This is a genomic window from Erwinia sp. S43, from assembly GCF_016624745.1.
Lineage (GTDB): Bacteria > Pseudomonadota > Gammaproteobacteria > Enterobacterales > Enterobacteriaceae > Erwinia > Erwinia coffeiphila.
On record NZ_JACVTX010000007.1, the window covers coordinates 38,820 to 58,254 of the forward strand.

Here is a 19,435-nt window from a genome sequence, read left to right on the forward strand (position 1 = left end):
TAACTATGGCGAATCCGTTGATTTTCACCCCGCGCGGCTGGGTGCCGCGCGCTATCGATTTTGTGCTGACGCTGTTTGGCTGGGGCGGCTTTATCTGGCTGTTTACCACCGGGCTGCTCAAAGTCCTGCAAACCATGCCCTTCAGCGGCCCGCGTCCGCTGGTTTCCGGGCTGAGTACGCTGACGCTGTATATCGGCATCGGGCTGTTTAATGCGCTGCTGCTGATCGGCTGGGCCAAGTATAACCAGCTGCGTTTTCGCATCGAGCGCCGTCGGCGCAGGCCAGGACTGGAGCCAGTTGAGGTGGCACGCAGTTTTGACATCAGCCAGCAGGATGTCAGCCTGCTGAGCGGCAGCGATATGCTGCGGGTGTATCACGACAGCGACGGGCGTATCACGCAGGTCGAAGCTCTGCGGGAGCCGGCCTGAGGGCCGCTTTCAGGGAGGACATAAAAATGAATATTGATCGGGATGACAGCCCGCCTGCCGCTGCACCGTCGCGCACGCTGCCGACGCTGCGGAAATCATTCCACCGCATCCATCTGATTATTGCGGCGGTTGCCCTGCTGGCGGGGCTGATTTCATTGCTGGCAATGGCGCTGGAAAAACCACATCAGGGCGGGCAGCTGCCTTTCTATCTATGGCCACTGCTGCTGCTGCTGAGCGTGGCGCTGTTGGTCAGCGGACTGATTGCCAGCTTCCTCACCCGGCGGCTAAATGCGGAGCTGGAGCGCTGGCATCATCACCTGACGCGCGAAAATGACACGCTTGCCCATCAGGCGCTGCACGACACGCTAACCGGTTTACCCAACCGCGCGGCGTTTACCTATCAGTTGGAGAAACGCTGGTTGGATCTTCGGGAGCGTCAGCGCATCGCCGTACTGTTTATCGACGGCAACCGCTTCAAAGAGGTCAACGATCGGTTCGGCCATGCGGCGGGCGACAGGGTGCTGAGGGTTGTCGCTCAGCGGCTGCGGGCCCGGCTGCGTAAAGACGATCTGGTGGCGAGGCTCGGCGGCGACGAGTTTGCCATTCTGCTGACGTCGATCGATCGCGAAGAGCAGGCGGCGCAGGTGGCACGGGATATCACCGCCGAGATGCGGCAGCCTGTAAAACTGGGTGACGGTACGCTATTACCTCAGACGCTGAGTATTGGCGTTGCCTTAGGCAAGCACCATCAGAGTACTGAGGTGCTGCTTGCCCAGGCGGACAGCGCGATGTATCAGATTAAACAGCGGGGCGGTGGCTGGTTCTTGTCCCCGTCGTTCTGGGAACTGACCCCCGGGGTGCCACCGGAGAGAGAGGCGGCACCGTGCTGACCCGGGCGGGTCAGTTGCAGACGGTGCTGACTTTACTGCTGCTGCGCGAGAAGCCGCTCATCGCAAAGTCGCTACAGTCGAAATTCCAGCTGCCGCGCTGGAGCGCCTGGCGACGCATGGTGTGGCGATAGGCGGTCGGCGTTTGCGAGAACTGACGGCGGAACACGCGGGAAAAAGTCTGCTGTGAGTCGTAGCCATACTGCATAGCGATATCAAACACCGGGCGCTGGGTTTTCCGCAGCTCTTCTGCTGCCAGCGTCAGGCGGCGCTCGCGAATATAGCCCCCTAGCGTCTGTTTGGTCACGGTGCGGAACATGCGCTGCAGGTGCCATTTCGAATAGCCCGATTTGGCCGCCACTTCATCAATCGACAGCGTTTTATCAAGATTGCTTTCGATCCAGTCGGTAAGGGTGCGGATGATGTCATCATGCATACATTTTTCTCCCTGGTTCTGCGTCAAATCTGGCCGTCATAACAACTGACGTATCAGAAACGGATGGGCACGATGGAACACGCATCTCGCCCTTTCAATGGAGGCTGAGTATAATTCCTCAAGTTAACTTGAGGTAAAGAGCTAAATGAAAAAAAGCGGCAACTCCCCCAACAAGCGCGAACTGACCCCCGGCGACGTGGCGCAGCGCTGCGGTGTCGCAGTTTCTGCGCTGCATTTCTATGAAAGCAAAGGATTAATCAGCAGCCATCGCAACGCGGGGAATCAGCGCCGCTATACGCGAGACGTGCTGCGCCGGGTGGCGATTATCAAGATTGCCCAGCGTATCGGCATTCCGCTGGCGACAATTGGCGACAACTTAATGCAGTTCCCGCCGGGTAAACGCATGTCGCCGAGAGAGTGGGCGGTGCTGTCGAAGCAGTGGCGCGACGAGCTGGATAGCCGTATCGAAATGCTCACCCACCTGCGTGACGATCTGGATGGCTGCATCGGCTGCGGTTGCCTCTCCATGGAAGACTGCCCGCTGCGTAACCCGAATGACCGACTGAGCGAACAGGGGACCGGGGCGATCCTGCTGGATGTGAAAAGCAGCTGAGCCAAACCTATACTTCAGATTTGGCGTTGACAGGAGCGAGCATGATCACCGTACATCATCTGAACAACTCCCGTTCGCAGCGCGTGCTGTGGCTGCTGGAAGAGCTGGACGTGCCTTATCAGATCAAGCGCTATCAGCGAGAGCCGAGCATGCTGGCCCCCGAAGCGCTGAAAAAAATCCATCCGCTGGGGAAATCACCGGTTATCACCGATGGCAACCGGGTGATTGCCGAGTCCGGCGCGATTCTGGAGTACCTTGAGTCGCGCTATGACGACGAAGAAAGGCTGACTTTAATAGAAGAAGAGGAGCAGCTGCAATCCCGCTATTGGCTGCACTATGCCGAAGGATCGCTGATGCCGCTGCTGGTGATGAAGCTGATTTTCAGCCGGATGGGTCAGGCACCGGTGCCCTGGCTGCTCAGGCCGGTTGGCAGCGCGTTTGGCAAAGGGGTGCAGAAAGCGTATCTGGACAAGCAGCTGGCCACCCATCGGAAGTTCATCGAGCAGCACCTGGCGCAGCATGCGTGGTTTGCCGGCAGCCGCTTCAGCATTGCCGACGTGCAGATGAGCTTTCCACTGCTGGCGCTGACCGCGCGAGGTGGTCGTGCAGACAGCCCGGGGATTCAAAACTGGCTGGATAAAATTCAGCATCGCGGTGCCTGGCAGCGTGCGTTGCAAAAGGGCGGTGAAATCACTCTCTCCTGACGGATTTTTCGCGCTTTCTCAGCTGTTCATAAGAAAGCGCTATTTTTGCCGTACCGCGTATCTCTATAAAGTTTCTTTTAAGCCGGGATTCACGTTGAATCACCGAGTTGCCGATTATGGAATAAATAAAGATAACCGTGAACAGGTGTTGAAAACAGACCGTTAAACGCTGGATAATCGTTTGCCTTTTAATTAAGCATCTAAATTACGCGGTTATAAACACGAAAAAAGGAAACCTTATTCTTTTTCTCGTGAATATTGCATCGAAGACGCAAACGTTTACGTCCATTTGCTTCAACGGTGCCGCGCAGCAATAGTTCATAAGAAATTTCAGGGGATTACTATGTCGACTCCTTCTAAACCGGCCGGTGGTACGTTAGACACCTGGTTCAAAATATCCGCGCGCGGTAGCAGCGTGCGTACCGAAGTTCTGGCCGGTCTGACCACGTTTCTGGCCATGGTGTATTCGGTCATTGTGGTGCCGGGCATGCTGGGCAAAGCCGGTTTCTCACCGACGGCGGTATTTGTTGCCACCTGTCTGGTTGCCGGATTTGGCTCATTGTTGATGGGACTGTGGGCGAATTTGCCGATGGCTATCGGCTGCGCCATCTCCCTGACCGCATTCACCGCCTTTAGTCTGGTGCTGGGTCAGCAGATTAGCGTGCCGGTTGCGCTGGGTGCGGTGTTCCTGATGGGTATCCTGTTTACCGTGATCTCCGCAACCGGGATTCGCGCCTGGATACTGCGCAATTTACCGATGGGCGTCGCACACGGTACTGGCGTAGGTATCGGTCTGTTCCTGCTGCTGATTGCCGCCGACGGCGTTGGCCTGGTCGTGAAAAACCCGGCTCCGGGCCTGCCGGTAGCGCTGGGTCACTTCGTCTCCTTCCCGGTAATTATGTCGCTGCTGGGGCTGGCGGTGATTTTTGGTCTGGAAAAACGCCGCGTCCCCGGTGGCATCCTGTTGACCATTATCGGAATTTCAGTGATTGGGCTGATCTTTGATCCTTCGGTGAAATACCAGGGTCTGTTTGCCATGCCGAGCCTGAGCGATGCGCAGGGCAACTCGTTGGTGTTCAGCCTGGATATTCTTGGTGCGTTGCAGCCTGCGGTACTGCCAAGCGTGCTGGCGCTGGTGATGACGGCGGTATTTGATGCCACCGGCACCATTCGCGCCGTTGCCGGTCAGGCGAACCTGCTGGATAAAAACAATCAGATTATCGACGGCGGTAAAGCGCTGACCAGCGACTCGGTGAGCAGCATCTTCTCCGGTCTGGTAGGTGCAGCGCCTGCGGCGGTGTATATCGAGTCTGCGGCCGGTACGGCGGCGGGCGGTAAAACCGGCCTGACGGCGGTGGTGGTTGGCGTGCTGTTCCTGCTGATCCTGTTCCTGTCGCCGCTGGCGTATCTGGTTCCGGGCTATGCGACGGCACCGGCGCTGATGTACGTTGGCCTGCTGATGCTGAGCAACGTGTCGAAAATCGACTTCGATGATTTCGTTGATGCGATGTCCGGCCTGCTGGCCGCGGTATTTATCGTGCTGACCTGCAACATTGTGACCGGCATTATGATCGGTTTCGGTTCGCTGGTGATTGGCCGCATCGTAGCCGGTGAATGGCGCAAGCTGAATATCGGCACCGTGGTTATCGCGGTAATACTGGTTGCCTTCTACGCGGGCGGCTGGGCGATTTAATCCTGTTCCGGGGCCGAAATCTTCGGCCCCACCTTCAGATGTCACTGAATTTTCCCCTCGACGCACATCCTGTTTTTCATCAGTTTATTTATTTGCTTTACTATAACCAGTGTCTTACGGCGCTGCCGGATAGGGCATGGCTCTTGCCTTGCCGGCGTTCACCTGCACACAACTGGAAGATAAATAAAGGAAAACATGGAAATCTTCTTTACCATCCTGATCCTGATGCTGGTCGTTTCGCTGTCGGGCGTCGCCGCGCGAATGATCCCATTCCAAATTCCCCTGCCGCTGGTTCAAATCGCCGTGGGCGCACTGCTCGCCTGGCCGACGTTTGGTCTGCATGTCGATTTCGATCCGGAGCTGTTCTTAGTGCTGTTTATCCCGCCGCTGCTGTTTGCCGACGGTTGGAAGACCCCTACCAGTGAGTTTTTGCACCACGGGCGCGAGATTATCGGCCTGGCGCTGGTGCTGGTACTGATTACCGTGGTGGGGATTGGCTACCTGATTTACTGGCTGGTTCCGGGCATCCCGCTGATCCCGGCATTTGCCCTGGCGGCGGTGCTGTCACCGACCGATGCCGTGGCGCTGTCCGGCATCGTTGGGGAAGGGCGCATCCCGAAAAAGATTATGGCGATCCTGCAGGGCGAAGCGTTGATGAACGACGCATCGGGCCTGGTATCGCTGAAGTTTGCCGTCGCGGTGGCGATGGGCACTATGGTGTTTACCGTTTCCGGCGCCTCGCTGGAATTCCTCAAGGTGGCGATTGGCGGCCTGCTGGCGGGTATCGCTATCTGCTGGCTGTACGGTAAATCCCTGCGCCTGTTCAGCCGCTGGAGCGGTGACGACCCGGCAACACAGACCGTGCTGCTGCTGCTGCTGCCGTTTGCCTCCTACCTGATTGCGGAACACATTGGCGTTTCCGGCATTCTGGCATCGGTCGCTGCCGGGATGACCATCTCCCGCTCCGGCATTATCCGTCAGGCACCGCTGGCCATGCGCCTGCGCGCCAACGGCGCCTGGCAGATGCTGGAATTCGTTTTTAACGGCATGGTGTTCCTGATGCTGGGCCTGCAGCTGCCGGGCATTCTGGAGATTTCCGTGCGGCAGGCCGATGCCGATCCGAACGTCGAACTGTGGGTGCTGTTTGCCTCCGTTGTCACCATTTATGCCGCGCTGATGCTGGTGCGTTTTGGCTGGCTGTGGGGTATGCGCTACATCAGTCGCCATATGCTGAAAAAGCACCCGATGGAGTTTTCCAGCTATACCACGCGTGAGCTGCTGATCGCCTCCTTTGCCGGCGTGCGCGGTGCGATTACCCTCGCCGGTGTGCTGTCGATTCCTCTGTTGTTAAGCAACGGCAACGACTTCCCGGCACGCTATGAGCTGGTGTTTCTCGCGACCGGCGTGATCCTCTTCTCCCTGCTGGTGGGCGTGGTGATCTTACCGCTGCTGCTGCGTGGGATTGAAGGGACCGATAAAACGGGCCACCGCCGTGAAGTGCAGATGGCACGAGCGGTAATGGCCGGAACGGCGATTGAAAGCCTGTACAAAATGCAAGAGCGCCTGCTGGCCGATAGCGAAGAGACTTCTGACCCTGAGCTGCTGAAAGAGGTCAGTTCGCGGGTGATTGGTAATCTGCGCCGCCGGGTGGATGGCAAAGAGGATCTGGAGCGCGCGCTGTATGCGGAGAATCTGGAACGTCGCTTCCGCCTGACCGGCCTGCGTGCCGAGCGCGGCGAGCTGTATCACCTGCGTGCTACGCAACAGATCAGCGACGAAACGATGCAAAAGCTGCTGCACGACCTTGACCTGCTGGAAACGCTGCTGAGCGAAAAAGAAGAGTAATATTGCACAGGGCGGCCGTTGAAATGGCCGCCCTTTTTTATGATGTTAAACCGCCAGTCCGGGTGTGCTGCCCGGCCAGAACTCGCGGCAGCAGGCAATCCACGCCTGGGCGCTGCGTGAAAGATAGCTTCCCTCCCGCCAGATCAGCCCCAGCTTCCACACCAGGTCCGACTCCAGCGGCAGCCACAGCAGCTGGCTTTTATCCAGCCGCTGGCAGATCGGCTCGGGCAGGATAGCTACGCCCATTCCGGCCTGTACCATCGCCGCCAGAAAGTCCCACTGCCCGCTGCGGACGGCGATCTGCGGCGTGAAGCCGCTGGCCTGAAAAGCGCGCATCAGTTGGCGGTTAAGGGAGAACTCTTCGTTGTAGATCAGAATCGGCTGCCCGGCCAGTTCGCTGAGTTTGAGGTGCGTGCGCCGCAGCCAGGCTTCGGTACGCGGCACCAGCACGCACAGCGGATGGCTCATCAGCGGCAGTGCGTTAAGCGGCAGATCGTCGGCTACCGGCAGGGCGGTCATGGCGATATCCAGGCTGCCTGACAGCACCGCCTGCTGAACGGTCAGGCCGCCGAATTCGGAAATTTTCAGCTCCACGCCGGGATAGCGCTGGCGGAAAGCGGAGATCGACCCGGCGATCTGCATGCCGACCATCGGCGGAATACCCAGCCGCAGCTCGCCGGTTTTCAGCTCGTTAAGATCGCTGATTTCCGCTTCCAGCTGCTTGAACTCCTGCAAAATGGTCAACCCGCGCTGATAGACCGCCTGGCCGGTATCGGTCAGGTGCAGCTTGCGGCCCTCGCGCATTAACAGGGTGCAGCCGAGTTCATCCTCCAGCTGGCGCAGCATTTTGCTGATGGTCGGCTGGGTGACATACAGCTGTTCGGCGGCCCGGGTAAAGCTTTGCTGGCGGACAACTTCAACAAAATAGCGCAGGGCGCGAACGTCCATAATCATTCCTGTTTGGCATAGTTGGAATAATATTAAGTCATTTTTTTCACGCTTTGTTACCCCTTTATAATAATCACAGCAAAATTGCTGCCAAAGGGGTAATAAAGCGATGGCCACCATGACAGACCCGGTGAAAACGGGCTGGCTGCTACGGGTTCAGGTTCCGCTACAGGTGATGCTGTATGTCGGTTTGTTTGTTTTTTCACAACATCTGGTGAGCTGGCTGCACCTCCCGCTGCCGGCCAATATCGTCGGCATGCTGCTGCTGTTGGCGATGATCATGCTGCGCATCCTGCCGATTGGCTGGGTGAAGGCCGGGTCTAACTGGCTGCTGGCCGAAATGCTGCTGTTCTTCATTCCGGCGGTCGTAGCGGTAGTTAACTACTCCGAACTGCTGCGCGTTGAGGGCTGGCGTATCCTGCTGGTGATTACCCTCAGCACGCTGCTGGTGCTGGCGGCAACCAGCATCGTCGTCGATCGGGTCAGCCGTTTTGAGCTGTGGCTGGCCGCGCGTAAACAGCAGAGGCAGCACCATGAATGATTTTGTCCTGAGCGTGCTGTGCCTGGCCGCAACTCTGCTGATTTACTTTGCTAATAAACGGCTGTATCGCCGCTGGCATCGTCTGCTGCTGATGCCGCTGGTCATGACTCCAATGGTGCTGGTGGCGCTACTGGTGGTCACCCATATCAGCTGGCAGGACTATATTGGCGAAAGCCGCTGGCTGCTGTGGCTGCTCGGCCCGGCGACGCTGGCTTTCGCGGTGCCGGTCTATGAAAACACGGCGATTATCCGCCGCCACTGGCTGTCGCTGACTGCCGGGGTGATCACCGCCACGCTGGTGGCAATCTGCAGCTCGGTGTGGTTGGCGCGCCTGCTGACGCTGCCGGAAGAGATCCAGCGCAGCCTGGCGGTGCGCTCGATCACCACGCCTTTTGCGCTGGCGGCGGCTGAACAGCTGGGCGGTAAGCCCGATCTGGTGGCGCTGTTTGTGGTGATCACCGGGGTCTTCGGCATGGCTGTCGGTGATCTGCTGTTCCTGCGCCTGGCGATCAAACAGGGCATGGCGAAAGGCGCAGGCTTCGGCGCTGCCTCTCACGGTGCCGGTACCGCGCGGGCCTACGAACTCGGCCCGCAGGAGGGCGTGGTGTCCAGCCTGGTAATGATGCTTTCCGGAGTGCTGACGGTGGTTATCGCGCCGATAGTCGGCCATATTATGTGGGTCAGCGCCTGACGGAAATATCTGGTTACTCACTCTTTTGTAAGATTAATCAAATTTATTACCATTTAGTTCTTTCTCATATAATTCTTAAAACAGTTGGTTTACGCTGCACCACCGCCGTTTTCAGGCGTGAGTAAAATTAATTGGGAGAGAACAATGAAAAAAGTGGCAATGACAACCGGCGCTCTGGCGCTGCTGGCGCTGGCAGGAACGGCTCAGGCGATTGATGGCGGCGTGAGCGTCGGCAAAGATTACACCGACGTACACGTCGGCCTGGGCACCAGTACTCCGGGTTTTGCCTTATCCGGTGACTGGCTGCGCAGCGATCATGATGGCAACGTCAGCAGCCTGGGTCTCGGCTATAACGTGGCGATCGGTGATGTGATGCTGTCCCCAACCATCAAAGCCATGTCGACCAACCCGAAAGACACCAAAGATGGCTACGCCATCGCCGTTGGTGGCGGTGTGAAGGTGCCGGTTACCAAAATGTTCAATGTTTACGGCCAGTACTTCTACTCGCCTGACTCCTTCTCCAGCCATATCGATAATTACCAGGAAGCCTCTGCCGGTGTTAGCTTCCAGCCGATTTCGCTGATTGATGTGAATGTAGGTTACAAGTACATGACCATGAACGGCAAAGACGGTCGTAAAGACAACGTTGTGGCCGACGGTCCTTACGTCGGTGCCGCGCTGCACTTCTAATCGGGCTGGCTTACACTTCGAACCGCGCAAACCTGCGCGGCTGAAGCTGAACGGGGTGAGAATGGGCATTGAGCCTGTTTTCGTCCCGTTAGTCCGCTGTGTTATTCATCCGTAGGGCAGTTGTCTTATACCTGCTGGTTGATAATTTGCTTACTGCTTACTGCTTACTGCTTACTGCTTACTGCTTACTGCTTACTGCTTACCGTTCACTGTTAGCCAACCTCTATCCTCGTTTATTCTGCCTTTCTGCTGAATTTAAAATACCCGACCGGCGTTTTGGACTGAAATAGTGAATGATGATTTTTGGATCTCGCTCGGGACTTTTATTATTGCAAACATGCCATTTCAGAAAAAAAAGGAATGGCTGCCGCAGGCGCAGAGAATAAATAAAAATTCTCCTTTCCCGCCTCTGAAAAATAAATCATCTTGCGGCGATGAAAGGAACTCAAACGCCAACGCCGCATGATGCGATTTTTAAAAAGATATTAGGCCACGTGGATACCGCACGTGACTTTTTACAGATCTATCTACCGGCGGACCTGTTAAATGCGTGCCGTCTTGATACCCTCGCACTGGAATCAGGGAGCTTTATTGAAGAGGATCTCCGCGCCCACTATTCCGACGTACTCTATTCGGTCAAAACCCTCAACGGTGAGGGCTATATTTACACGCTGATTGAACATCAAAGCACGCCCGACAGGCTAATGGCCTTTCGATTAATGCGTTACGCCATTGCCGTCATGCAGCGCCATCTTGATGCCGGAAATGAGACTCTGCCGCTGGTGGTGCCGATACTTTTTTATCACGGTCGGGTCACGCCTTATCCCTATTCGATGAGCTGGCTGCAGGCGTTTAGCGATCCGCAGCGGGCAGCTCAGCTCTACGGTGGTGACTTCCCACTGGTTGATGTGACGGTTATTGCGGATGATGAAATCATGCAACATCGCCGAATGGCGATACTGGAACTGCTGCAGAAGCATATTCGCCAGCGCGATCTTTCGGAGTTGCTGGAGCCGCTGGTCACGCTAATGTTCGCTGGCTACACTGGCGAGGAGCAGTTGAAACCGCTGTTCAATTATATGTTACAGGTTGGCAGGACGCCCTCACCGCATGCCTTTGCTCAGGAGTTGTCTCGCCGAACGTCTGGATACAAGGAGGGAATGATGAGGCTGGCAGAATGGTTTGAGCAGAACGGCAATCAGTTTTTTTTTGAACAGGGAGAGGAAAAAGGGATTGAAAAAGGCATGGAAAGGGGGCTGAGAAAAGGCCGCCTTGAGGGGGCGATGGATGTCACAAGATCCCTGGCGAGAAAAATGCTGGCGAAGGGATTCGAGCGGCAGACGGTAGCAGACATTACCGGCCTGTCGGAAGATGAACTTGCCAAATTGGATCATTAATCATCCATCCAGGCCGTGGCTTATCCGTGATGGGGCAGGCATCCGGCCCGCCCCTGTAGCGATCGGTTAATGCCCTTTGCCGCCTTCAATGCCGATACCGGTTTGTGAACGGACGAACTGAGCCTGGAAGCGCAGACGTTCCTGCGCACCTTCTGCTGAGTTATCGGTGACGGAGAACAGCCAGGTGCCGATAAAGGCTGCCAGCATAGAGAACAGCGCCGGATATTCATAAGGATAAACCGGCTTCTCGTGCCCCAGCACCTGTACCCAAACGGTCGGGCCGAGGATCATCAGGACGACGGCGGTAATCAGCCCCAGCCAGCCGCCGACCATTGCACCGCGCGTGGTCAGTTTTGACCAGTACATTGATAGCAGGATAATCGGGAAGTTACAGCTGGCAGCAATCGAGAAGGCCAGCCCGACCATAAACGCAATATTTTGCTTCTCAAACAGTATGCCCAGCGCAATCGCCACTACGCCGAGCACCAGCACGGTGATTTTGGATACTCTCAGCTCTTCACGCTCGGTCGCCTGGCCTTTGCGGAACACGCTGGCGTACAGATCGTGGGAAACCGCCGATGCGCCCGCGAGGGTTAGCCCGGCTACCACCGCCAGAATCGTGGCGAAGGCCACCGCTGAGATAGAGCCGAGGAACATACTGCCACCAACCGCGTCAGCCAGATGAACCGCGGCCATATTATTGCCGCCAATCAGTGCACCGGCGGCATCTTTGAAGGCCGGGTTAGCACCGACCAGCAGGATCGCACCAAAACCAATGATGAAGGTCAGGAAGTAGAAGTAGCCCATAAAGCCGGTGGCATAAAAGACGCTTTTACGCGCCTCGCGGGCATCGCTGACGGTAAAGAAGCGCATCAGAATATGCGGCAGCCCTGCGGTACCAAACATCAGGCCAAGGCCGAGTGATAGCGCGGATATCGGGTCTTTCACCAGTCCGCCGGGGCGCATAATCTCAATGCCTTTCGGGTGGACCTTCATCGCTTCGGTAAACAGGTTATTGAAGCTGAACCCGACGGTTTTCATCACCATGATGGCCATAAAGCTGGCACCGAACAGCAGCAGCACGGCTTTGATGATCTGCACCCAAGTGGTGGCCAGCATGCCGCCGAACAGCACATACATCACCATCAGAATGCCGACCAGCACGACCGCAACGTGGTAGTCCAGCCCAAACAGCAGCTGGATCAGCTTACCGGCCCCGACCATCTGCGCAATCAGGTACAGCGCCACTACCACCAGTGAACCGCAGGCGGAGAGGGTGCGAATAGGCTTTTGCTTCAGGCGGTAGGAGGCCACATCGGCAAAGGTGTAGCGGCCCAGATTGCGCAGGCGCTCGGCGATCAGGAACAGAATAATCGGCCAGCCGACCAGGAAGCCGAGTGAATAAATCAGGCCATCGTAGCCGGAGGTATAAACCAGCGCGGAAATGCCAAGGAACGAGGCGGCAGACATAAAATCCCCGGCCATCGCCAGCCCGTTTTGAAAACCGGTAATATTGCCGCCGGCGGTGTAGTAATCACTGCGGGATCGGGTACGTTTGGAAGCCCAGTACGTAATGCCCAGAGTGGCAGCCACAAAAATCAGGAACATGACAATGGCTTCAACATTGGTTGGCTGGCGTTCAACCGCACCGGTAATCGCATCGGCAGCCTGTGTACCGAAAGGCAGCAGGGCTGGCAGAGCCAGCGTGAGACGGCGAAGTTTCATCCTTTCACCTCGTTCAGCAATTCACGGGTCAGGCGGTCGAACTCGCCGTTAGCGCGCCAGACGTAAACGCCGGTGAGCACAAAGGAGATAACAATCAGTCCGATGCCGATGGGGATACCGCGCGTGACATTAGTACCGTCATGCAGCGGCGTGCCCAGCCAGCCGGGCGCAAAGGCAATCAGCAGAATAAAACCGACGTAGAGGACCAGCATAATCAGGGACAGCAGGGTGGCAAAGCTCTGGCGTTTTCTGACCAGTTCTTTAAATCGGGCGCTTTTTTCTATGCGTTGATAAATGACATCGTTCATCACAGCGTCTCCAGAGGTAGAGTTATACCGGGATAGCAGAAGCATGGCTTCGACGGCCTGGTTTTCTTGTTATAACTTCATGGTGCTGAAAATTAAGACGAAAGACGACGGGCTGCTCTGCGGCAGTTACGCAATGGGGGCACTGAGGCCCCCATCAGATTTACGGCATTTTAATGGCTTGTTTCTCTTCCAGCAGTTTCTCCACTACGCCCGGATCGGCAAGCGTTGAGGTGTCTCCAAGATTGCTGGTATCCCCGGTGGCGATTTTGCGCAGAATACGTCGCATGATCTTGCCGGAGCGGGTTTTCGGCAGGGAATCGGTCCAGTGCAGTACATCCGGCGTGGCAATTGGGCCAATCTCTTTACGCACCCAGTTACGCACTTCGGTGTACAGTTCCGGCGAGGGTTCCTCACCGTGGTTCAGGGTGATATAGGCATAAATCGCCTGGCCCTTCAGGCTGTGAGGAATGCCAACCACGGCGGCTTCGGCAATTTTCGGGTGCGATACCAGCGCGGATTCGATCTCTGCGGTACCCAGGCGGTGGCCGGAAACGTTCAGCACATCGTCAACGCGGCCGGTGATCCAGTAGTCGCCATCGGCGTCACGGCGCGCGCCGTCACCGCTGAAATACATATTCTTAAACGTTGAGAAATAGGTCTGTTCAAAACGTTCATGATCGCCGAACAGCGTTCGCGCCTGGCCCGGCCATGAATCGGTTATCACCAGATTGCCTTCGGTTGCACCTTCCTGCGGGTGGCCTTCGTTGTCGACCAGCGCAGGCTGAACGCCAAAGAACGGTTTGGTGGCCGAACCCGGTTTCAGGGTGGTTGCTCCGGGCAGTGGGGTGATCATAAAGCCACCGGTTTCGGTCTGCCACCAGGTATCGGAGATCGGGCAGCGCCCGTTACCAATTTTCTTGTGGAACCACTCCCAGGCTTCCGGGTTAATCGGCTCGCCGACTGACCCCAGAATACGCAGGGAAGAGCGATCGGTACCCTCAATCGCCTTATCGCCTTCGGCCATCAGCGCACGGACCGCCGTCGGTGCCGTATAGAGAATCGTCACCTTATGCTTATCAACCACTTCCGCCATGCGGCTTGGTTTTGGCCAGTTTGGCACGCCCTCGAACATCAGCGTGGTTGCCCCGCAGGCCAGCGGCCCGTAGAGCAGATAGCTGTGGCCGGTGACCCAGCCGACATCGGCGGTACACCAGTAAATATCTTCCGGATGGTAATCAAACACGTACTTAAAGGTGGTGGCGGCATACACCAGATAGCCACCGGTGGTGTGCAGCACGCCTTTCGGCTTGCCGGTAGAACCGGAGGTGTAGAGGATAAACAGCGGATCTTCGGCGTTCATTTCAACCGGCTGGTGCTCGCTGCTGGCGTTGGCTACCAGTTCGTGCCACCACAGGTCGCGCTGGCTGTTCCAGCCGCCATCGCGACCTGTGCGGCGAAATACCACCACGTTTTTCACGCTGGTCACCGCAGGGTTATTCAGCGCGTCATCGACGTTCTTCTTCAGCGGGATGCTACGACCCGCACGAACACCTTCATCGGCGGTAATCACCAGTCTGGCGTTGCTGTCGATAATACGTCCGGCGACGGCTTCCGGCGAGAAACCGCCGAAAATGACCGAATGAATGGCACCAATGCGGGCACAGGCCAGCATGGCAACCGCTGCTTCCGGCACCATCGGCATATAAATCGCTACGACGTCGCCTTTATTGATGCCCAGCCCCTGCAGCACATTGGCGAAGCGGCACACGTCGCGATGGAGTTCACGATAGGTGAGGGTTTTACTTTCGCTGGCGTCATCGCCTTCCCAGATGATGGCCGGATGGTCACCGCGCGTTTGCAGGTGGCGATCCAGGCAGTTGGCAGCCAGATTCAGGGTGCCATCTTCAAACCAGCGAATCGAAATATTACCCGGGGCGAAAGAGGTATTTTTCACCGTACTGTAAGGCTTGATCCAGTCAAGTATTTTGCCTTGCTCACCCCAGAATGCATCGGGGTCCTGCACTGATTGCTGGTACATCGACTGGTACTGCTGAGCATTAATCAGGGTATTTTCCGCAATATTCGCGGGAACAGGGTACGTATGTATTTGGCTCATGGCTGGCCTCCTTGAAGATGTTAATAATATGTCAATCAATGGTTAAGTGAAGATGCCTGCAAGGCTTTGTTTTCTTTTTGAGCGGCAGATCACGCCATAACCCAGCGTAATGAAACCGGGGTGAGACATTGTCATAAAGAGAAGGAAGCGATAGGAAAAAGGCGAATTTACGGCGGTGTAGTGTACAAAAAAAGCGCAAGCAGACCGTTAGTTTGACACGACTAATAGCAGGGCTGTGCATAGTTATGTTGTTTTAATGATTTAATATTGTTAACCATAACAATAACTTAGTCTGGTGTGGTTAAAATCAGAGCTTTATCCTGCCGGAAATTAACAAAATAGATACATCTTTCTCAGGCTTGCATTAATGGCGCTTAAAATGGTACTGATTACGCGCCTGAATACAGGTATCAACCATCCATTACCTGTGAATTGACCGGTTTCGGTCTGCCTCCCTTGAGTGTCATTCACTCCGCAAGCTCCGCGCGGAAAGCAGGTTATGTTAAGGAAAAGACTCGTTATGAAAGCAATAAAACTCAGCCTTGCCTGGCAAATATTGATTGCGTTGGTACTGGGGATCGTCGTTGGGGCGGTTCTGCATAATCAACCAGGGGAACGTGAATGGTTAGTCACTAACATTCTCAGCCCTGCCGGTGACATCTTTATTCACCTGATCAAAATGATTGTTGTACCGATCGTTATCTCCACGCTGATTGTTGGCATCGCCGGCGTCGGGGATGCCAAGAAACTCGGACGTATTGGCGTTAAAACGATTGTTTATTTTGAAGTGATTACCACCATTGCCATTGTGACAGGTATTACTCTGGCGAATGTATTCCAACCCGGTTCCGGCATTGATATGTCGACGCTGGCAACGGTGGACATCTCTAAATATGAAGCCACAACGGCACAGGTTCAGGGCCAGCCTCACAGCCTGGTCACCACCATTCTGTCGCTGATTCCGCAGAATATTTTCGCTGCTATCGCCAAAGGTGACATGCTGCCGATTATCTTCTTCTCGGTGCTGTTTGGTCTGGGCCTCTCGTCGCTGCCGTCTGAACATCGTGACCCGCTGGTGAAAGTGTTCCGTTCCACCTCAGAAGCGATGTTTAAAGTGACTAGCATGATTATGCGTTATGCGCCGGTTGGGGTATTTGCGCTGATCTCGGTGACCGTGGCTAACTTTGGTTTTGCTTCGCTGTGGCCGCTGGCCAAGCTGGTGATTCTGGTGTACGCCGCTATCGCCTTCTTCGCCTTTGTGGTGCTGGGAGCCGTTGCGCGTATCTGTAAGCTGCGTATCACCGTGCTGTTCCGCATTCTGAAAGATGAGCTGATTCTGGCTTACTCCACCGCCAGTTCGGAAACCGTGCTGCCGCGTATTATGGAGAAGATGGAAGCCTACGGCGCGCCGAAGTCGATCACCAGCTTCGTGGTACCAACCGGCTATTCGTTTAACCTCGACGGTTCAACGCTGTACCAGAGTATTGCGGCGATCTTTATCGCGCAGCTGTACGGCATCAACCTGTCGCTGGGCGACGAAATCATTCTGGTGCTGACGTTGATGGTGACGTCGAAAGGGATCGCTGGCGTACCGGGCGTCTCTTTCGTGGTGCTGCTGGCGACGCTGGGCAGCGTGGGCATCCCGCTTGAAGGACTGGCATTTATTGCCGGCGTTGACCGTATCCTCGATATGGCACGTACCGCACTGAACGTAGTGGGTAATGCGCTGGCGGTGCTGGTTGTCGCCAAGTGGGAGCATCAGTTTGATACGAAGCAGGCCTCTGCCTACGAGGCGCAGCTGAAAGCCGTTCATTCCTGATAGTGTCCTTATCAGGCGGGCCGATCGCGGCCCGCCTGATTTCCTTCCTTGTTCGCCGCTGCCTCTCCGCCCGCCTTCTCTTTTTCCCGCTTTCTGCCCGAGTCTTTGTTAAGCTTAAATTCCTGCTCACCTCCGGGAATCCTATGTCATCTTCCGTTGATTTTTCGTTTGCTACCCGCCCGCTGGTGCCATACGCGCATGATTATCGCCATGGCGACAGTGAGCCGAGGCATCATCATAACTGCGCACAGCTGGTCCATACGCTGAGCGGCGTGGTGCGTATTGAAACGGATCTGGGCCACTGGATTGTGCCGCCGGGTCGCGGCGTCTGGCTGCCTGCGGGCGTACCTCATGCGCTGCAAATGACCGGTAACGTGGCGGCGCGAACGCTGTTTGTCGATCCGCTGGCGCGTGCCGATCTGCCAGCCAGTTGTCAGGTAGTGCAGGTATCCCCGTTGTTGCGCGAGCTGATTGTCAGCGCGCTGGCACTGCCGGAATCCTATGCCCCCGCCAGCCGGGCGGAGCGAATTTATGAGCTGATACTGGATGAGATCCGTGTCATGACCGAACTGCCGTTCAGCCTGCCGGAGCCGCAGAGCGAGGCGCTGATTTCGCTGTGTGATGCCCTGAGGGCCGAACCGGGAGAGAGCTGGACGCTGGAGAACAGCGCCCGGCGCATTAACGTCAGCAGCCGTACGCTTGCACGCCGTTTCTATCAGGAAACCGGGCTGCAGTTCAGCGATTGGGTAAGGCGCGCCAGGCTGATGGAAGCGCTGGCGCGTTTAGCACGGGGAGACTCGGTGCTGACGGTATCACTCGATTTGGGCTACGAAAGCCAGAGTGCGTTCAGCGCAATGTTCCGCCGCATTATGGGCGTGGCGCCCAGCGACTACTTCCCACCCGCCAGCTGACCCTGCGCCAGCGCGTTCAGCAGCGCCTGCAGCGAAGCACGGGAAACGTCACTGTCGATACCCACCCCCCAGGCACTGTGATTGCCGGCAAAGGTGCAGTGAAGATAGGCGACTGAGCGGCTGTCGCTGCGCTGACCCAGAGTGTGCTCATGATAATCCTGAATGGTAAAGGAGACGTCAAACGCCTGGCGCAGCGCGTCGACCGCCGCCGACAGCAGTCCGTTCCCCCGACCTGCCACAGCGTAGGGGTGGTTATCCTGCTGTACGCTGGCCTCAAACTGCAGCTGTCCATGGCTGTCGCTCTGGCTGCGATATTCCCCCAGCTGCAGCTCTGGTGCGGTCAGGCCATACGCCTGGCGGAACAGCTGCCAGATAGCGGCCTGGGTCATCTCTTTGCCTTCGCCGTCGGTGACCTGCTGTACCCGCTGGCTGAAATCCTGCTGAAGTGCTCGTGGCAGGACCAGGCCGTGATTTTGCTCGATCATCCAGGCCGCGCCACTTTTTCCTGACTGGCTGTTAACGCGGATCACCGCCTCATAGTTACAGCCGATGTCCGCCGGGTCCAGCGGCAGATAAGGCACTTCCCAGACGTTATCCTGCTGCTCTTTGCGGGCAGCAAAGCCTTTCTTAATTGCATCCTGGTGTGAACCGGAGAAGGCGGTAAACACCAGCTCCCCGGCGTAAGGATGGCGTGGGTGAACCGGCAGCTGGTTGCACTGCTCAACCAGATCGACCACCTGCTTCATCTGGCTGAAATCAAGCCCTGGGTTGATGCCCTGGGTATAAAAGTTCAGCGCCATGGTCACCAAATCGACGTTACCGGTGCGTTCCCCGTTGCCAAACAGGCAGCCTTCCACCCGGTCTGCTCCGGCCAGCAGGGCCAGTTCGGCGGCAGCGATGCCGGTGCCGCGATCGTTATGCGGGTGGACGCTGATGCAAACCTCAGGACGCCAGGAGAAATGGCGGCAGAAGTACTCAATCTGATCGGCATAGACATTAGGCGTGCTGACTTCCACCGTGGCGGGCAGGTTGACGATCATCGGTCTTTCCGCGCAGGGCTGCCAGACGGCGGCAACCGCCTCGCAGATTTCCAGCGCGAAGTCGAGCTCAGTAAAACAGAATGTTTCCGGCGAATATTCAAAGGTCCAGTTAGTCTGCGGCTGTTCCTCGCTGCGCTGACGGATCAGGCGGGTCGCATTCACCGCCAGTTCGATAATCTGCTCTTTGCTTTGGCGGAATACCAGTCGACGGAATACCGGCGCGGTGGCGTTATAAAGGTGTACCGTGGCATTTTTCGCCCCTTCAAGGGATAAAAAGGTGCGGTCGATCAGATCGCTACGAGCCTGGGTCAGCACCTGTATTGATACGTCATCCGGGATCATCCGCTGTTCGATCAGCTCGCGAACGAAATTGAAATCGGTCTGTGAAGCGGAAGGGAAAGCCACTTCAATTTCCTTAAAACCACACTGCAACAGCAGCTGCCAGAACAGCTTTTTACGCGTGCTGTCCATTGGCTCGGCCAGCGACTGGTTGCCATCGCGCAGATCGGTAGAGAGCCAGCGCGGTGCCTGGGTCAGCGTTTTACCTGGCCACTGACGATCGTTCAGTGCCACCGGGGGAAAAGCGCGATATTTGTCGTTGGGTTGTTGCAGCATAGTCATTCCTCCTTGTGATAGAGGCTCT

At 56.5% G+C, this 19,435-nt stretch carries 18 protein-coding genes; 12 read left to right on the forward strand and 6 right to left on the reverse strand.

Going from position 1 to position 19,435, the window contains the following annotated elements; genetic code table 11:
• The first annotated feature begins 5 nt into the window (after positions 1–5).
• On the forward strand, positions 6–428 hold the full coding sequence (gene pgaD / locus IBT47_RS11240) for a poly-beta-1,6-N-acetyl-D-glucosamine biosynthesis protein PgaD (RefSeq protein ID WP_200560515.1): 423 nt from the start codon (positions 6–8) through the stop codon (positions 426–428).
• A 26-nt stretch (positions 429–454) separates the two neighbouring features.
• Positions 455–1,318 (forward strand): GGDEF domain-containing protein, encoded by an 864-nt coding sequence (locus tag IBT47_RS11245; RefSeq protein ID WP_200560516.1) that lies wholly within the window; start codon positions 455–457, stop codon positions 1,316–1,318.
• A gap of 10 nt (positions 1,319–1,328) precedes the next feature.
• On the opposite strand, the gene soxS is transcribed toward IBT47_RS11245, so the two are convergent.
• Complete coding sequence (gene soxS / locus IBT47_RS11250) at positions 1,329–1,751, reverse strand: superoxide response transcriptional regulator SoxS (RefSeq protein ID WP_105592208.1); 423 nt, start codon at positions 1,749–1,751, stop codon at positions 1,329–1,331.
• 145 nt (positions 1,752–1,896) lie between these two features.
• On the opposite strand from soxS, the gene soxR reads away from it, so the two are divergent.
• The 4 genes from soxR to IBT47_RS11270 all read left to right on the forward strand — a co-directional run bounded on the left by soxR (position 1,897) and on the right by IBT47_RS11270 (position 6,606).
• Complete coding sequence (soxR, locus tag IBT47_RS11255; RefSeq protein ID WP_105592207.1) at positions 1,897–2,364, forward strand: redox-sensitive transcriptional activator SoxR; 468 nt, start codon at positions 1,897–1,899, stop codon at positions 2,362–2,364.
• 41 nt (positions 2,365–2,405) lie between these two features.
• Positions 2,406–3,068 (forward strand): glutathione S-transferase family protein, encoded by a 663-nt coding sequence (locus IBT47_RS11260; RefSeq protein WP_200560517.1) that lies wholly within the window; start codon positions 2,406–2,408, stop codon positions 3,066–3,068.
• A gap of 343 nt (positions 3,069–3,411) precedes the next feature.
• Positions 3,412–4,761: an NCS2 family permease gene (locus IBT47_RS11265; protein WP_200543124.1), complete on the forward strand. Its 1,350-nt coding sequence runs from the start codon at positions 3,412–3,414 to the stop codon at positions 4,759–4,761.
• 195 nt (positions 4,762–4,956) lie between these two features.
• Positions 4,957–6,606, forward strand: a complete 1,650-nt coding sequence (locus tag IBT47_RS11270; protein ID WP_200560518.1) for a Na+/H+ antiporter — start codon at positions 4,957–4,959, stop codon at positions 6,604–6,606.
• A gap of 45 nt (positions 6,607–6,651) precedes the next feature.
• Here the strand turns inward: IBT47_RS11270 and IBT47_RS11275 are convergent, their stop codons facing one another.
• Positions 6,652–7,554: a LysR family transcriptional regulator gene (locus IBT47_RS11275; protein ID WP_200560519.1), complete on the reverse strand. Its 903-nt coding sequence runs from the start codon at positions 7,552–7,554 to the stop codon at positions 6,652–6,654.
• Positions 7,555–7,663: 109 nt separating this feature from the next.
• On the opposite strand from IBT47_RS11275, the gene IBT47_RS11280 reads away from it, so the two are divergent.
• The 4 genes from IBT47_RS11280 (at position 7,664) to IBT47_RS11295 (ending at position 10,873) form a co-directional block, all read left to right on the forward strand.
• On the forward strand, positions 7,664–8,095 hold the full coding sequence (locus IBT47_RS11280; RefSeq protein WP_172606570.1) for a CidA/LrgA family protein: 432 nt from the start codon (positions 7,664–7,666) through the stop codon (positions 8,093–8,095).
• The gene (locus IBT47_RS11285) at positions 8,088–8,786 is read left to right on the forward strand and encodes an LrgB family protein (RefSeq protein WP_105592202.1); all 699 of its coding nucleotides are present in this window, start codon (positions 8,088–8,090) and stop codon (positions 8,784–8,786) included. Before IBT47_RS11280 ends, IBT47_RS11285 begins: the two co-directional genes overlap by 8 nt.
• A gap of 144 nt (positions 8,787–8,930) precedes the next feature.
• Positions 8,931–9,476 (forward strand): YfaZ family outer membrane protein, encoded by a 546-nt coding sequence (locus tag IBT47_RS11290; protein ID WP_105592201.1) that lies wholly within the window; start codon positions 8,931–8,933, stop codon positions 9,474–9,476.
• Between the two features lie 434 nt (positions 9,477–9,910).
• The gene (locus IBT47_RS11295) at positions 9,911–10,873 is read left to right on the forward strand and encodes an Rpn family recombination-promoting nuclease/putative transposase (RefSeq protein ID WP_200560520.1); all 963 of its coding nucleotides are present in this window, start codon (positions 9,911–9,913) and stop codon (positions 10,871–10,873) included.
• 66 nt (positions 10,874–10,939) lie between these two features.
• Here IBT47_RS11295 and actP read toward each other — a convergent pair whose 3' ends face one another.
• The 3 genes from actP to acs all read right to left on the reverse strand — a co-directional run bounded on the left by actP (position 10,940) and on the right by acs (position 15,022).
• Positions 10,940–12,598, reverse strand: coding sequence for a cation/acetate symporter ActP (gene actP, locus IBT47_RS11300; RefSeq protein WP_200560521.1), 1,659 nt, complete (start codon positions 12,596–12,598; stop codon positions 10,940–10,942).
• Positions 12,595–12,906: a DUF485 domain-containing protein gene (locus IBT47_RS11305; protein WP_105592198.1), complete on the reverse strand. Its 312-nt coding sequence runs from the start codon at positions 12,904–12,906 to the stop codon at positions 12,595–12,597. Before IBT47_RS11305 ends, actP begins: the two co-directional genes overlap by 4 nt.
• Positions 12,907–13,066: 160 nt before the next feature.
• On the reverse strand, positions 13,067–15,022 hold the full coding sequence (acs, locus tag IBT47_RS11310; protein WP_200560522.1) for an acetate--CoA ligase: 1,956 nt from the start codon (positions 15,020–15,022) through the stop codon (positions 13,067–13,069).
• A 520-nt stretch (positions 15,023–15,542) separates the two neighbouring features.
• On the opposite strand from acs, the gene gltP reads away from it, so the two are divergent.
• Entirely contained in the window at positions 15,543–16,841 is a 1,299-nt protein-coding gene (gltP, locus tag IBT47_RS11315) for a glutamate/aspartate:proton symporter GltP (protein WP_105592196.1), read from the forward strand.
• A gap of 143 nt (positions 16,842–16,984) precedes the next feature.
• Positions 16,985–17,752 (forward strand): helix-turn-helix transcriptional regulator, encoded by a 768-nt coding sequence (locus tag IBT47_RS11320; protein WP_105592195.1) that lies wholly within the window; start codon positions 16,985–16,987, stop codon positions 17,750–17,752.
• Here the strand turns inward: IBT47_RS11320 and leuA are convergent.
• On the reverse strand, positions 17,731–19,407 hold the full coding sequence (gene leuA / locus IBT47_RS11325) for a 2-isopropylmalate synthase (RefSeq protein WP_200560523.1): 1,677 nt from the start codon (positions 19,405–19,407) through the stop codon (positions 17,731–17,733). The two genes, IBT47_RS11320 and leuA, sit on opposite strands and share 22 nt — an antisense overlap.
• Between the last annotated feature and the right edge of the window lie 28 nt (positions 19,408–19,435).

Bases quoted from the DNA above. Each gene is read 5' to 3' on its own strand.
- pgaD (WP_200560515.1), top strand. From the start codon at position 6: ATGGCGAATCCGTTGATTTTCACCCCGCGCGGCTGGGTGCCGCGCGCT.
- IBT47_RS11245 (WP_200560516.1), top strand. From the start codon at position 455: ATGAATATTGATCGGGATGACAGCCCGCCTGCCGCTGCACCGTCGCGC.
- soxS (WP_105592208.1), bottom strand. From the start codon at position 1,751: ATGCATGATGACATCATCCGCACCCTTACCGACTGGATCGAAAGCAAT.
- soxR (WP_105592207.1), top strand. From the start codon at position 1,897: ATGAAAAAAAGCGGCAACTCCCCCAACAAGCGCGAACTGACCCCCGGC.
- IBT47_RS11260 (WP_200560517.1), top strand. From the start codon at position 2,406: ATGATCACCGTACATCATCTGAACAACTCCCGTTCGCAGCGCGTGCTG.
- IBT47_RS11265 (WP_200543124.1), top strand. From the start codon at position 3,412: ATGTCGACTCCTTCTAAACCGGCCGGTGGTACGTTAGACACCTGGTTC.
- IBT47_RS11270 (WP_200560518.1), top strand. From the start codon at position 4,957: ATGGAAATCTTCTTTACCATCCTGATCCTGATGCTGGTCGTTTCGCTG.
- IBT47_RS11275 (WP_200560519.1), bottom strand. From the start codon at position 7,554: ATGGACGTTCGCGCCCTGCGCTATTTTGTTGAAGTTGTCCGCCAGCAA.
- IBT47_RS11280 (WP_172606570.1), top strand. From the start codon at position 7,664: ATGGCCACCATGACAGACCCGGTGAAAACGGGCTGGCTGCTACGGGTT.
- IBT47_RS11285 (WP_105592202.1), top strand. From the start codon at position 8,088: ATGAATGATTTTGTCCTGAGCGTGCTGTGCCTGGCCGCAACTCTGCTG.
- IBT47_RS11290 (WP_105592201.1), top strand. From the start codon at position 8,931: ATGAAAAAAGTGGCAATGACAACCGGCGCTCTGGCGCTGCTGGCGCTG.
- IBT47_RS11295 (WP_200560520.1), top strand. From the start codon at position 9,911: ATGAAAGGAACTCAAACGCCAACGCCGCATGATGCGATTTTTAAAAAG.
- actP (WP_200560521.1), bottom strand. From the start codon at position 12,598: ATGAAACTTCGCCGTCTCACGCTGGCTCTGCCAGCCCTGCTGCCTTTC.
- IBT47_RS11305 (WP_105592198.1), bottom strand. From the start codon at position 12,906: ATGAACGATGTCATTTATCAACGCATAGAAAAAAGCGCCCGATTTAAA.
- acs (WP_200560522.1), bottom strand. From the start codon at position 15,022: ATGAGCCAAATACATACGTACCCTGTTCCCGCGAATATTGCGGAAAAT.
- gltP (WP_105592196.1), top strand. From the start codon at position 15,543: ATGAAAGCAATAAAACTCAGCCTTGCCTGGCAAATATTGATTGCGTTG.
- IBT47_RS11320 (WP_105592195.1), top strand. From the start codon at position 16,985: ATGTCATCTTCCGTTGATTTTTCGTTTGCTACCCGCCCGCTGGTGCCA.
- leuA (WP_200560523.1), bottom strand. From the start codon at position 19,407: ATGCTGCAACAACCCAACGACAAATATCGCGCTTTTCCCCCGGTGGCA.